Origin of the sequence: Methanobacterium sp. (genome assembly GCA_039666455.1) — an archaeon.
In the GTDB taxonomy this organism is placed as follows: Archaea; Methanobacteriota; Methanobacteria; order Methanobacteriales; family Methanobacteriaceae; genus Methanobacterium_D.
Map to the genome: position 1 here is coordinate 26,074 of JAVSLW010000011.1, position 13,365 is coordinate 39,438.

12 protein-coding genes and 2 tRNA genes are annotated in these 13,365 nt (G+C 35.6%); 2 read left to right on the plus strand and 12 right to left on the minus strand.

All coding sequences use genetic code 11. The features are described 5' to 3' along the window. Positions 1 to 11 precede the first annotated feature (11 nt). A complete protein-coding gene (locus PQ963_03745) occupies positions 12 to 1,292 on the plus strand; it encodes a tRNA (N(6)-L-threonylcarbamoyladenosine(37)-C(2))-methylthiotransferase (protein ID MEN4028778.1) in 1,281 nt (426 codons plus the stop codon). Between the two features lie 558 nt (positions 1,293 to 1,850). Here PQ963_03745 and PQ963_03750 read toward each other — a convergent pair. From PQ963_03750 to PQ963_03760, 3 genes are all read right to left on the minus strand, one after another. After that, positions 1,851 to 1,923, minus strand: a tRNA-Phe gene (locus PQ963_03750). Between the two features lie 3 nt (positions 1,924 to 1,926). Beyond that, positions 1,927 to 1,998: transfer RNA gene (locus PQ963_03755), tRNA-Val, on the minus strand. Between the two features lie 358 nt (positions 1,999 to 2,356). Continuing rightward, the gene (locus PQ963_03760) at positions 2,357 to 2,563 is read right to left on the minus strand and encodes a histone family protein (protein MEN4028779.1); all 207 of its coding nucleotides are present in this window, start codon (positions 2,561 to 2,563) and stop codon (positions 2,357 to 2,359) included. A 330-nt stretch (positions 2,564 to 2,893) separates the two neighbouring features. Between PQ963_03760 and cofH the strand changes: the two genes are divergently transcribed. Then, on the plus strand, positions 2,894 to 4,009 hold the full coding sequence (gene cofH, locus PQ963_03765; GenBank protein ID MEN4028780.1) for a 5-amino-6-(D-ribitylamino)uracil--L-tyrosine 4-hydroxyphenyl transferase CofH: 1,116 nt from the start codon (positions 2,894 to 2,896) through the stop codon (positions 4,007 to 4,009). A gap of 52 nt (positions 4,010 to 4,061) precedes the next feature. Here cofH and PQ963_03770 read toward each other — a convergent pair whose 3' ends face one another. From PQ963_03770 to PQ963_03810, 9 genes are all read right to left on the minus strand, one after another. Continuing rightward, a complete protein-coding gene (locus tag PQ963_03770; GenBank protein ID MEN4028781.1) occupies positions 4,062 to 4,454 on the minus strand; it encodes a hypothetical protein in 393 nt (130 codons plus the stop codon). 429 nt (positions 4,455 to 4,883) lie between these two features. Then, entirely contained in the window at positions 4,884 to 5,465 is a 582-nt protein-coding gene (locus PQ963_03775) for an acetate uptake transporter (protein ID MEN4028782.1), read from the minus strand. A 572-nt stretch (positions 5,466 to 6,037) separates the two neighbouring features. Further along, the gene (locus PQ963_03780; protein MEN4028783.1) at positions 6,038 to 7,498 is read right to left on the minus strand and encodes a cation acetate symporter; all 1,461 of its coding nucleotides are present in this window, start codon (positions 7,496 to 7,498) and stop codon (positions 6,038 to 6,040) included. Next, positions 7,488 to 7,763 carry a hypothetical protein gene (locus tag PQ963_03785; GenBank protein ID MEN4028784.1) on the minus strand — a complete coding sequence of 92 codons (276 nt, stop codon included), beginning with the start codon at positions 7,761 to 7,763 and terminating at the stop codon, positions 7,488 to 7,490. The genes PQ963_03780 and PQ963_03785 overlap by 11 nt, the downstream gene beginning before the upstream one ends. 10 nt (positions 7,764 to 7,773) lie before the next feature. After that, positions 7,774 to 8,259, minus strand: coding sequence for a universal stress protein (locus PQ963_03790; protein ID MEN4028785.1), 486 nt, complete (start codon positions 8,257 to 8,259; stop codon positions 7,774 to 7,776). Positions 8,260 to 8,296: 37 nt separating this feature from the next. Further along, complete coding sequence (gene acs, locus PQ963_03795) at positions 8,297 to 10,201, minus strand: acetate--CoA ligase (protein ID MEN4028786.1); 1,905 nt, start codon at positions 10,199 to 10,201, stop codon at positions 8,297 to 8,299. A gap of 237 nt (positions 10,202 to 10,438) precedes the next feature. Further along, the gene (locus tag PQ963_03800) at positions 10,439 to 10,957 is read right to left on the minus strand and encodes an NUDIX domain-containing protein (protein MEN4028787.1); all 519 of its coding nucleotides are present in this window, start codon (positions 10,955 to 10,957) and stop codon (positions 10,439 to 10,441) included. 158 nt (positions 10,958 to 11,115) lie between these two features. Continuing rightward, positions 11,116 to 12,744 (minus strand): thermosome subunit alpha, encoded by a 1,629-nt coding sequence (gene thsA / locus PQ963_03805; protein MEN4028788.1) that lies wholly within the window; start codon positions 12,742 to 12,744, stop codon positions 11,116 to 11,118. A gap of 151 nt (positions 12,745 to 12,895) precedes the next feature. Next, positions 12,896 to 13,354, minus strand: a complete 459-nt coding sequence (locus tag PQ963_03810) for a RimK/LysX family protein (protein ID MEN4028789.1) — start codon at positions 13,352 to 13,354, stop codon at positions 12,896 to 12,898. Positions 13,355 to 13,365 lie beyond the last annotated feature (11 nt).

Consider the following 13,365-nt stretch of genomic DNA (forward strand, 5'->3'; position numbering starts at 1 on the left):
TTTAAGGTAATATGAAAGTTTACATTGAAACATTCGGCTGTACGTTCAATCAGGGCGATTCACAGATAATGGCAGGGCTTTTAAAGGAAAAAAATGCTGAAATAGTGGAAAACCCCGGAGATGCAGATGTATTAATAGTTAATACCTGCTATGTTAAACATCCAACTGAACAGAAGGTTCTAAACAGGATCCATGGAGTTCAAAGAGATTATCCTGATAAAAAATTAATTATTTCTGGATGCATGGTGGAGATTGACCCAGAAAAACTCCATAAAGCTGCACCATCTGCAGGATGGATCGGACCACGTCAAATTAAATCAACGCTTGATGTTGTAAAATCATGTCTTGATGGTGAAAGTGCAAGGATTATTGGGCATGGAACTGATATTAAAGCAGGTCTTCCAAAGATGCGTTTTAATCCAAAAGTACATATCTCTGCAATATGCGAAGGATGTGCAGGTAAGTGCACCTACTGCTGCACCAGATTTGCAAGGGGGAAGCTGCAGAGTTATCCGGTAAATATCATAAAAAAAGAAGTAGAAGAAGCTTTAGGAGATGGATGTGTTGAAATTCAGCTTACAGCACAGGATACTGCTGCATATGGAAAAGATACGGGTGAAACACTATCTGATCTTATTAATGAAATTACAAGTATTCCTGGTGAATTCAAAGTTAGAATTGGAATGCTCCATCCAAAAAGTATAATTGGAAATTTAGAAGAATTAATTGAGGCATTTAAGCACGAAAATGTTTATAAATTTCTTCATATTCCTATTCAAAGTGGAAACAACTCTGTATTAAATGATATGAACCGGGGGCACACTGTCGCGCAATTTAAAGAGATAATATCAAAATTTAGAGAAGAACTACCTGAAATTTCAATTGCTACTGACGTAATTGTTGGCTATCCAACAGAAACAGATGAAGCATTTGAGGATACATTAAATCTAATTAGGGATATAAAGCCAGATTTTATCCATATTTCAAAATACAGACATAGACCAATGGCAATATCATCTTCAATGAAAGAAATTGACCATAATGACATGAAAAAGCGTTCTAAGGCGTTAAATGAATTGAAATCAAAAATACTTTATGAAAAAAATAAGGGTGAAATTGGAAAAATTCATGATGTTTTGATAACAGAAAAAGGCAGCAAAGGCGGTTATATTGGGAGGACAAACTCATACAAACATGTTGTTGTTAAAAATGGCCAAATTGGAAGTTTTATGAAAGTAAAGATAGATGATGTAACCAGTACTTATTTGAAAGGCGCATTGCTTGAAAATTAATTTTTTTTAATCGGGAATAGTATTAATGGTTAAATAATATTACTTCTTCTTTATGAATAATGATTGAGTGATAAATAATTAAATATCAAATCGTGATTCTATGACCTATGTAATCTGTGAAAAATGCGGAGGATATTACGAGCTTGAAAAAGGAGAATCACCAGAGGATTTTGATGCCTGTCAGTGTGGTGGAAACTTAAAATACTATGAATCTATTTGATTTTTCTTATTATAATCGAGGAGGGCTTTTGATTGCGTATGGAGCCTCTATTTGTTATTCACTTTCTTTCAGCTTTTTATTTTTCAAAAATTCTTTAATGGGAGAACGTATAGATTTATTTAATTCGGATGACAAAGAAGGTTTATATCTTAATTATTATCCTTTTATTTTCGCATTGTTCTATTATCATGATTATAGCAACTTTTCTTAGTCATGATTTACCCAAGAAATAATATTACTTTTCATATATTATATCTTTTTGGAATGGCTTAAAAAACAGCTAATTTAGAGAAAAATGTTTGTAAGAATTTAAAAATAATTATTTTATTTAAAAAAAGTGCCGTGGGCCGGACTTGAACCAGCGACATCCAGATCTTCAGTCTGGCGTTCTCCCAACTGAACTACCACGGCAAATGGGCCGGACGAGATTCGAACTCGTGATCACCTCCGTGTCAGGGAGGTATCATACCCCTAGACCACCGGCCCGGAGTGCGTCTACCTTGAATATGAGCGTATTCATATATAACCTTTTCCCTAATTCAGGGAATTTTTACCGGTAGTGAAATAAGTTTAATTACTCTGATTTTTCAAAGGACAGTGATCAATTATTTAAACTGTTTCTATCTAAGATTAACTGGGGTAAAAAGAAAATAATTGAATGGATTTTTCCAAGGAATTAAATGGTTTGTAAACAGTTTATCCTATTTTCTTAAATTCTATTTTAGGAGCACCGCAAATTGAACATATACAGTTTCTGCATAAGCAGCAGCTCTAAACAATCTTGCAACCTGGAAAAATCTTTCTTTTTCAACAAGAAATATATAAAATAAAGAAAGGAAAAAAATTAAGCTGTTTTAACAGCCATTTCCACGTCTTCAGCTTTAACAGTTTTTCTTCCAGCGTGTTTTGCAAGCTCTACAGCTTTTTTTGCAATTTCTTCGCCCTTTTCTTCTAATGATTTAGCTAAAGCTTCCTTTGCATCGTCACTGATTCTTTGTGCACCAGCATTTTTTATGATTCTTCCAACTGGAGCAATTGGTAATTCAGCCATAATTTCACCTCCTAACTTAACTTTACATCTATAATATTTAAACTTATCGTTTTTCATGGATTCATGGGCTATTATCAACCGCTTACAGTTATCAAAATCTTTGATTTTGATTACCCGAAAATCTATGATTTTCGATGGTTTCAGTAAATGTGCATATTTCATATGGAAAAAATTTTATGATGATGCAACAATGGAATACTTTGATCGCTGAACTTTTAGTATGTGTACTAACACATGGTTTAATATCATATCAAGGTAATTTTATCAGGCATTCAAAACAAAAATGATTAACCAAAACTTTTAATGCATTGAAATTTTATAAGAGATTGCATGTTTGATAAGTTGAACATTGACAACAGGGTAAACGAAATACTAAAAAAAGCAATGGATTATGAAATTTCCTTCAGGGAAGCTGAAATATTGATGAAAACACAGGGAAGGGAGTTTCAAGCACTAATTCTTGCTGCAGACTTTCTAAGAGAAAAAATAGTTGGAAATAAAATCACGTTCATCCAGAACTGGAACATTAATTTCACTAATATCTGCTCAAGTTCATGTGGTTTTTGTGCATTTAAAAAGAACAAAAATGATGAAGATGCATACTTTTTAGAGATTGATGAAATAGTTAGAAGAGCAAAAAATGCATATGATGATGGTGCAGTGGAAGTGTGTATTCAGGGAGGCCTTCATAAAGATATAGATGCCTATTTTTATGAGGATATTCTTTTAAGGGTTAAAGAAAAGGTTCCGGACATCCATATACACGCATTTTCGCCAATGGAGATATTTTACGGGGCATCAAAAGCAGAAATTACAGTAAAAGAGAACCTCAGGATGTTGAAGAAAGCAGGTCTTGGGTCAATGCCTGGAACTGCTGCAGAAATCTTAAATGACGATGTGAGAAAAATTATATGCCCTGAAAAACTTAGCACCTTAGAATGGATAGATGTAGTTGAAACAGCCCATAATGTTGGAGTTCCCACAACTTGCACGATGATGTATGGTCATGTTGAGAATTTAAGTCACAGGGTTGAACATCTTGAAATATTAAGAGATATTCAAAAGAAAACAGGTGGATTTACAGAATTTGTACCTCTTTCATTTATGCATAAAAATGCGCCTATTTTTAAACAGGGAATTTCAAGTGCTGGAACAACTGGAGCAGAGGATTTAAAAGTTTATGCAGTTTCAAGGTTAATGTTCAGGGACTTAATAAAAAATATACAGGTTTCATGGGTAAAATTAGGCTTTAAATTCGCTCAAATTTGTCTTATGGCAGGTACAAATGATCTGGGCGGGACATTAGGGAATGAAAACATATCCAGATCTGCAGGATCTGCACATGGAGTATACACACCCCCTGGCGAATTAAAAAAAGTAATAAAAGATATTGGAAGAGTTCCAGCTCTAAGAAATACTTTGTATGGTGAAATAAAGGAATTATAAAAACATTCTATTTTCAGGGTTTTAAAGCTACAATAATTGATTTTCTATATATTTAAGTTTTCATGTCCATAATTCGATCGCCAAAATCAACATTTTTCCATTTGATGCCCAGCATATCTGCCTGTTTTAAAAGAGTCTCAACTGATTCTTCATTTCCTTTTATAAGTACCAGATCTTCTCCTGCTTCTCTGTATTCTGCAAATGCAATGTTATTAAAGTAAATTTCCCTTTTAATTTCACTGGTAATGTTTTCAAGAAGTACTAAACCCACACTAGTCCGTGGATCTCCGTCTTTCAGGCACATGATCTCTGCTTTTACCTTTCTTTTTAGATTAAAAAGTCTATTTAAAAATAATTGCTCTTCTTCACCATCTTCAAGCTCTTTGCTCCGGATTAGATTAATAAAAGTATCTAATAACTCAGGGAGACTATTTTTACTTTCCATCATACCGCCTCATCTAAATTTAAGTTTATTCTATGCTTTTCCACTTCCAATCAAAGCTTCAAAACAAACTGTTATACAATTGATATACAACTTATTTAAAGATTTCATTTTTAATAAAAAATAATGAATTTAAACCATTAAATTTTAAAATAAATTTGTATTATTAACTATTTAGCAGTATACCATCTTATATAATGAATTTTTGCTTAAAAACAGAATTTATGTAATTTTAAATCCTGAAAATACCTCTTTAAAAAGAATAAAATATAAAACTTTTTAATTCATGTTATTTAAAAAAAATAAAAATTAGAAACTATTTTTATTCAATTTTAAAGTAGATTCAAAATTAAAATCATTAAATAGCATTAATAACTTTTTTAATACTCCAGGGCCCATTATTATCCTTAAAAATGTAAAAATTTAGATATTCTAAACTGGTAAAACTTTTCTATTGTATACTTCATTTATTACCTCTGCTAGTCCTACATATATGGCACTTGCACCGGTAAATATTCCTTCATAGCCTGCAATTATAATTATTGTAGAGTTACCTGTTAATTCTCCTGCAGTTAAGAGGAAAAACAATATAGTAAGGCTTAAAAATATAACCCGTAACCCTCGAGTCAATTTTAAAGTCGCGATAAACATTACCAGTGTAAAAAGCCCCCACATAAATAAGTAAGCCGCTAAAGATGCTGGATCAGCCGCGATTGCCAGATTCATTTTTGGCAAAATGAGTATAAAGACAAGAGACCACCAGAATAGTCCATATGAGATAAATGCAACAGTTGCAAAGGTATTACCTTTTTTATATTCCATTGCACCTGCAATTATCTGGGCTATCCCTCCATAAGCTATTCCCATTGCCAGTATCATACTGTTTAACTCAAAAAAACCTGCGTTGTGGAGATTTAAAAGGACAGTTGTTAATCCAAACCCCAAAAGGCCAAGTGGGGCAGGATTTGCAGTTGTATCCTTTATTTCCACATTTGACGTTATGTCTTTAGCCATCTAATCTCCTCTTTTAATCTAATCTATTATTCATTTATCCGGGTGTCTGACTTGGTGTGAAAATTTATGGGTTATCTGGGTTTAATTTCACGTATTGATAGTTATTCAAATGTCCCTGGCAAAAGTACAGTTGGATATTTTGTATATATTAAAATAGGACCTTAAAAACTGAAATATTTATTAATAATAGGATATAATATTTTTTTAGCTGATAAAAATGAATATCCCTTTAAATCCTGATTCAAAAGACCCTATTTAGACTTTGTTTGGCAAAGTAATTAAACTTATCGATAGTAGAACTTTGAAGCCATGAATTGGCTCGAAACGGGTTGCAAAGCATAAAGATATCAAACTATGCTAAAAATAGTGGTACTGGCTTCATATTTTAATTTAGAAGTGTCACATGTTTACTTTGAGGTAAAAAACCGGGAAAAGCTCCAGAAATTCTTAAAAATTGACGACCTGTTAACTTTAAAACAGACACCCTGTTTAAGAAATTAAAAAAGAAGAGGTAAATAAAAAATGTGGTCAATCATTGACCAATTCTGCAGCTTCAAGTTCATACAGCTCATTTACCTGTCTGTAGGTGAGTGCACTTTACGCATGAATTCATCTGTATCTGGAGGGATCTGACCATCAAATCTGGATACAATATATATTGTTAAAAAAGCCAGAGGTACTGTTATTATTGATGGGTTTGCCAGTCCATGGAGTCCAAGAAGGTTAGTGGCTATTATTCCAGTGGATGATATCATTCCTACTATAAGTCCAGCGAGCGCACCATTTTCTGTTGTCCCCCTCCACCAGGTTCCCATAAGAAGCACCGGAAAGAAGGTACTTGCAGCAATTGAAAATGCTAATCCAACCAGGAATGCTACACTGAATCCTTTAAACATGATCCCGGTTAATATAGAGAACAGGCCTACAGCCGCAGCAGATACCTTTGCAACCAGAACCTGTTTTTCCTCTGAAGCCTGTGGATTAACAAGATTTGTGTAAAAATCATGAGCTACTGCACCTGTTGTAGCAATGATTAAACCTACAACTGTTGAAAGAATTGCTGCAACTGCGCCTGCAATTACGATACCCAGCAATGTTTCACCACCCAGATACTGAGCTAAAAGAGGTAAAGCCGTATTTATGCCCCCTTCATCTCCCAGAAATATTCTGGCTGCAAAACCAGCGACAGGTGCCATCATATAGAAAGTACCCAGAATAAAGATTGTATAAACAGTGGCCCACCTCGCTGCTTTACCAGAAGGATTGGTGTAATAACGTATCAGTATATGGGGCAGTCCAGATACACCTAAAACCAGTCCAGCTATCAGGGAAAGACTGTTTTGGAAGTCTTGAGTTGCTGGCCAGTTATTGGGGTTTTGAAACCCGCCTACCCTCACAGTTTCCATCATGTGACTGAAATCGAATCCCATTTTTTGAAGTGCAAATGCTACAACAATAAACATGGCTGTCCATAAAATCCAGCATTGAATCATCTGGTTTAAGGTGGTACCCCTCATACCTCCCACTGTCACATAGGCTGTCATTAAAATCCCAGCAAAAATAACCGACATTGTGTAATCCCAGCCAAGTAGAACAACAAGAAGGTCTCCTACCCCCACCATTTGTGGAACTATGTAAAATACTGATATCAGGATCGTGCCCATGAGCGCAGCGAGTCTAAGCTTTTTCGAATGGAATCTGCCGGATACAAAATCTGCAATGGTGTATGCTCCAAACCTTCTTAAAGGACTTGCCAGAAAAAGTAATAGCAGTATCCATCCCCCAAAAAAGCCTACAGAATACCAGATACCATCAAATCCATAAAGCCAGACCAGCCCTGCTATACCTAAAAAAGTTGCAGCACTCATAAAATCGCCACTTAAAGCAAACGCATTTTCAGATGCACTGATCCCCCTTCCAGCTACATAAAAGTCTGCAGTTGTCCGGGTGAATCTTCTTGAAAATATGGTGACAGCTAGACTAATACCCACCATCAGGAGTACAAGTGCTATGGCCAAAGGATTATCTATCATTGTATTCTTCCTCCATTCTGTCAATTTTTAAAATATAATTAAGTGCTATAATCCACCCGCTTACAATTATAAAAATAGCTGTATATATGTATGTCACTGTAAATCCATGAAAATGGGTTAGCATTAAACTTCTTGCATATTCGTTCAATACAGGGAGTATCAGCACTATTACAAGGAATATGGCTCCTGATAACACGCTTAATTTGAGATTGGTTGCAATTAATTTACCAGTAGTATCAGTTTCCTTATCTTTTCCACGGTTCATGACCTCACCTTCACCTTACAACTAATACAGGAACATGTGCAGCTTTTACAACCATTTCAGCGACGCTTCCAATCGCTATTCTTTTTAGACCAGTCCGTCCAGTTGTTCCAATCACTATCAGGTCTGCCTCTTCCTCCTCGGCAGTGAATACAATTTTTTTGGGCGCACTCCCCTGTTTTATCATGGTTTTCACTTCGATTCCATTCTTCTTGCCGTACCATTGGGCAACCTGTAACCCTGCTGGTGAATGTTTTACTCCCTCAAATAGTTCTTCTTCATATTTTTCTTCCAGTAAGAGAGCTGATTGTTCATCAACATAGAGAGCTATTAACTGGGCTTTTAAAATTTTTGCAAGTGCAACCGCATATCTGGTGGCCTCAACTGATGGTGAGGAACCATCTGTAGCTAAAATAATTTTATTTACATCTAAGGCTACTTCTTCTATATCTGCTTTAGACATTTCCTCGGCTTTTCTGTCTATTGGATTTGAACCCATTTATATTCCTCCATTTTTTGTATTAAAGCTTTATTTTTCACTCTTCAAGTGTTGATGTATCTCCAAGGCCTTCACCTGTTTCCTGCGCCCTTAATATTCTCCTCATTATTTTTCCACTTCTTGTTTTTGGAAGTGAATTAACCTGGCTGATTTGACCTAAAACCGCAACTGGACCCAGTTCATATCTTACGTGCTTTTTAAGCTCTTCTAATAGCTGAGTATTGAGTTTATATCCTTCCCGTAAAATTACAAAGGCTTTAATCACTTCTCCTTTAACTGGATTTGATTTACCAATTACAGCTGCTTCTGCAACTGCAGGATGACTTACAAATGCTGATTCTACTTCAGATGTACCTATTCTATGCCCTGATATTTTTAAAACGTCGTCAGATCTTCCCTGTATCCAGAAATAGCCGTCTTCATCTTTTCTTGCTATATCTCCTGCTGTATATACACATCCTGGAACCTTTCTCCAGTAAGTATTTAGAAACTTTTCTTCGGCATTTACAAGTGTTCTAACCATTGATGGCCATGGCTTTTTAATCACTAAAAGACCGCCTTTTCCCGGAGGTACAGGGTTTCCTTCCCCGTCCACAACATCTGCATCTATTCCAGGTAACGGTTTTGTTGCTGATCCGGGTTTAAGAGGAGTGACAGGTAACGGTGAAATCATATACGCTCCAGTTTCTGTCTGCCACCATGTATCCATTATAGGACACTGTTCTTTCCCTATGTTCTTGTAGAACCACATCCAGGCTTCAGGGTTAATCGGTTCTCCAACACTTCCCAATATTTTTAGTGAAGAAAGATTGTAGATATTTGGATATCTGTTTCCAAATCTCATTAAATGCCTTATTGCGGTTGGGGATGTATAAAACTTGGTTACCCCATATTTTTCCACAATCTTCCACCAGATTCCAGGATCAGGGTGGTCTGGAGCACCTTCATATAAAAGAGTTGTTGTTCCAAGAAGCAGCGGGCCGTAAATAACATAGCTATGGCCTGTAATCCAGCCGATATCTGCTGTACACCACCATAAGTCTCCCTCACGTATATTGAATACATTTTTAAGTGTTGTTCCCACCCCCACCATATATCCTGCAGTTGTATGTAAAACTCCCTTTGGCTTCCCTGTACTTCCAGATGTGTATAAAATAAACAGGGGATCTTCAGCGTCCATTTCTTCTGCTTCACATTCTGCAGGTTCTCCTTCAATCAGCGTTTCGTAAACAATTTCCCTTCCGCTTAAATCAGAAATTTCTATGGGAGTTCCTGTGTGTTTTACCACTATAACTGTTTCTACGGTTGGACACTGGAGCATTGCTTCATCTGAAATTTTCTTTAAATCAATTACTTTGCCTCTTCTGAATGTTCCATCAGCAGTTACTATAATTTTTGCTTCTGCATCGTTTACTCTTTCTACAAGTGCTCCTACACTTAATCCAGAGTACACCACTGAGTGCACTGCCCCTATTTTTGTACATGCAAGTAGTGAAATGATAAGTTCTGGACACATGGGGAGATACGTTGAAACTCTATCGCCTTTTTTAACCCCTAAATTTTTTAGAGCATTTGCAAATTTGTTTACTTCTCTGTACAATTCGTAATAAGTTAGCTTTTTCTCATGACCACATTCATTAACATACAGAATAGCTATCTGGTTTCGTTTATCAGTTTCGATCCACCGGTCAACAGCATTGTATGCTAAATTAATTTTTCCTCCTGTAAACCATTTAAAGAATGGTTTATTGCTTTCATCAAGTGTTTTTTCAGGTTTTTTAAACCATATAAACTGTTCAGCTTTTTTGGCCCAGTATTTTTCTATATCCTTTCCTTTTTCAAGTTCCTCTTCCCAGTTTTTCACAATTGCTTTTTCAAGTATTGTTTCACTGGGCTTGAAAATCCTTCTTTCATTAAGCAGGACATCTGTATCGTATACCATTTATTTTCCTCATGTAATTTTTTTCACTTGAAAATTTTTCAAAAAAATCTTTGATTTTTGAGAGATCTGCATGCTTCGTGTTTGGAGTTAATCAAATACGGTGATCTTTAAGTTCTATTCTGTTTATATAGTTTACTATGATTAATCATGATAAATTCAAAAAAAAATCAAATATCCACTTAATGTTGGAAAACAACAATTTAGAAATATTTTATATTAAAAAACCGTGATAAGTCATTAAAACCATTTTTTCCTTAATATTTTGTCTATTGAGGTTCTGATTGAACCTATCCATGGCTTTAATATTTCATTAGAATATTTTTTATCTTCCTTTTCCTCTTCAGGGGAATTATTAATATTTTTCTGATCTTTAAAAAAATCATTAAACCAATCTGCCAGTTCATAGTCCTTAAGATCTTCAAAAAATACCCATGCATAACCGTCATGCTCGCTGCTTAAATTTAATTCACCATCTACTATCTTACCAGACATAATAACATGAACTACCCTTATAAAATATAAAGTCTGTTCACTAACACCAATAACATGATCAAGAGCTATTTTTAGATTAGTTTCTTCATAAACTTCCCTTATAAGTGCCTGGTCAAAAGATTCTCCCCGACCTACTTTTCCTCCAGGAAGTTCCCATTTTTCGGGGTTAGTTTTAGAATTTGCAGATCTCTTGAGAATTAAAATTTTACCCTCTTCATTCATTAAAAGAACCCTTACTGCAAGGCCAAAAACATATTCTATCATTTTTTCCATTTTTTGTTTTTATTTTAGATTTCAAATGAAATTTTAAATTAACTGAATTAAAAAAATAAGTTAAGGGAATTGACCCTTTAATGCTTGAAAATCAAAGCATGCAAAAAATTCGTTTTTTGCTGTGTCAAAATTGAAAATTTTTTGTCTGGTTACATCATTGGTGGCATTCCACCAGGCATTCCACCCATACCTTCCATATCAGGACCTCTACCAGCACCAGTTGATGCGATAATGTCGTCGATACGGAGGATCATTTCTGTAGCTTCTGCAGCGGATTGAATGGCCTGTTTTTTAACTCTTTGTGGTTCGACAACGCCAGCTCGGTACATATCTCGTACATCACCTTCGAAAACGTCCAATCCCATGTAGAGTGATTTTTCATGAGCTGCCCTTAGATCAACGAGAGCGTCGATGCTGTCAAGTCCGGCGTTTTCAGCGAGTGTTTTTGGAACAATTTCTAATGCTTCAGCAAATGCTGAAACTGCTAATTGTTCTCTGCCGCTTATGGAGTCAGCGTATTCCTTTAATCCTTTGGATATTGCTATTTCAGGTGCCCCTCCACCAGCAACAACTTTTTTATCTTCAATAGTGGATGCTACAACACCAATAGCGTCCTCTACAGCTCTTTCAATTTCTTCAGCGATGTGTTTGGTACTACCCCTTATAATAACTGAAACAGCTTTTGGATCTTTAGAATCTTCAATGAAGGTTAATACTTCATCGGATATTTTCTTTTCATAAACAAGACCTGCTTCTCCTAAATCCTCAGGATTAAGGTCATCGATGTTAGTTACAAGTTTTGCACCTGTAGCTTTTTCTATTCTATTCATATCAGATTTTTTAACCCTTTTAATAGCATAAACACCGTTTCTTGTCAGGTAGTGCTGTGCAAGGTCGTCGATACCTTTTTGACAGAACAATACGTTTGCTCCAGACTCTATGATCTTGTCCACCATTTCACTGAGCATCTGTTCTTCCTGTTCAATGAAAGCTTGCATCTGTGCTGGATCAGTTAAACTGATCTTTGCATCTGTTTCAAGGTCTTTAAGTTCAAGGGGATATTTAATAAGTGCTATTTTTGCATCTTCTATCTGTTTAGGCATTCCAGGGTCAGTCCTACCTTTATCTATAACAACACCGTTAACTATCTGTGATTCGTTTATAGATTCACCCGCAATCCTCTGGATGTTTATGTTATCTTTATCCACTTCTCCGTCTTCTTCAACCTGCATTACAGCGTCAACAACAAGTTCTGCAAGAGATTCTCTTGCTATTTCGGCCCCTTTTCCAGTTATTGCAGTCATTGCTACTTTTAATAGAGTGTCACGGTCATCAGCTTCAAATGAGATTAAATTTAAGATTTCCTGGGCTTTTGCGGCCGCTTGCCTGTAGCCCATGACAACAGTACTTGGATGAATATCCATGTCCAGTAATTCTTCTGCTTTTTTCAGTAATTCTCCAGCAATGATGACTGCTGTTGTTGTACCGTCGCCTACTTCGTCTTCCTGAGTTTTAGCAACTTCAACAAGCATTTTTGCTGCAGGGTGTTCAATATCCATTTCCTTGAGGATGGTTACACCGTCGTTTGTAACTACAATATCTCCAAGGGAGTCTACAAGCATTTTGTCCATTCCCTTGGGGCCGAGAGTTGTTCTTATCGTTTCTGCAAGGACTTTCCCTGCCATGATGTTCATTCTTTGAGCGTCTCTTCCTAAAAATCTGTTGGTACCTTCTGGTAAAATTAAAATTGGCTGGTTTCCACCACTTAATTGTGCCACTATATCACCTCAAAATTTTTTTTATTTTGTGGTTTGGAAATAGTATAATTTCCGCAACCTCTATTCTTTGTATTTTATCAGTGGGTTAGAGGTTCTATAAATAATTTTCGTATTAGTGGCCTGAAATTTTGCACTTAACTATAAACTGGATTTACTGGCCCTTAATTTCATATTCAAATTCGAAAATAGATTCTCCACTTATTTCACCCTCTAAAAGATGCTCCATTTCATGTGAAATTCCATAAGCGCTGGATCCACTGAATTTAAATGGTCCTTTGACCTTCTCAATAGATATTATTTTGGTCATTGGATTTAGAGATGCTTTTAAGGCATACTCTGCATCTATTGTAACTTTAAAAGGTCTTTTTACAATTTCCCTTTCTTTTCTGTCTCCACACTTTTCAAGACGATATACAGTTCCTTCCTGGTTTAATAAAACAGGATTATAAAATAAAAACATGATTTCAAGGGTATATCCAATCTTTTTTTCGCCATCAAATCGGGTTACCTTTTCTTTAATTGCCATTACTTTAGTAGAATCAAATTTAAGGCTCCAGTCTCCACCAAACTTAATTGAAAATATTAGGGGTAAAAATATGTCATGGGGCACATCAAGGCGCT

What these genes read in the sequence shown, in the direction of transcription:
- PQ963_03745 (MEN4028778.1), top strand. Translation starts at nt 12, where the DNA reads ATGAAAGTTTACATTGAAACATTCGGCTGTACGTTCAATCAGGGCGAT.
- PQ963_03760 (MEN4028779.1), bottom strand. Translation starts at nt 2,563, where the DNA reads ATGGCTGAATTACCAATTGCTCCAGTTGGAAGAATCATAAAAAATGCT.
- cofH (MEN4028780.1), top strand. Translation starts at nt 2,894, where the DNA reads ATGTTTGATAAGTTGAACATTGACAACAGGGTAAACGAAATACTAAAA.
- PQ963_03770 (MEN4028781.1), bottom strand. Translation starts at nt 4,454, where the DNA reads ATGGAAAGTAAAAATAGTCTCCCTGAGTTATTAGATACTTTTATTAAT.
- PQ963_03775 (MEN4028782.1), bottom strand. Translation starts at nt 5,465, where the DNA reads ATGGCTAAAGACATAACGTCAAATGTGGAAATAAAGGATACAACTGCA.
- PQ963_03780 (MEN4028783.1), bottom strand. Translation starts at nt 7,498, where the DNA reads ATGATAGATAATCCTTTGGCCATAGCACTTGTACTCCTGATGGTGGGT.
- PQ963_03785 (MEN4028784.1), bottom strand. Translation starts at nt 7,763, where the DNA reads ATGAACCGTGGAAAAGATAAGGAAACTGATACTACTGGTAAATTAATT.
- PQ963_03790 (MEN4028785.1), bottom strand. Translation starts at nt 8,259, where the DNA reads ATGGGTTCAAATCCAATAGACAGAAAAGCCGAGGAAATGTCTAAAGCA.
- acs (MEN4028786.1), bottom strand. Translation starts at nt 10,201, where the DNA reads ATGGTATACGATACAGATGTCCTGCTTAATGAAAGAAGGATTTTCAAG.
- PQ963_03800 (MEN4028787.1), bottom strand. Translation starts at nt 10,957, where the DNA reads ATGATAGAATATGTTTTTGGCCTTGCAGTAAGGGTTCTTTTAATGAAT.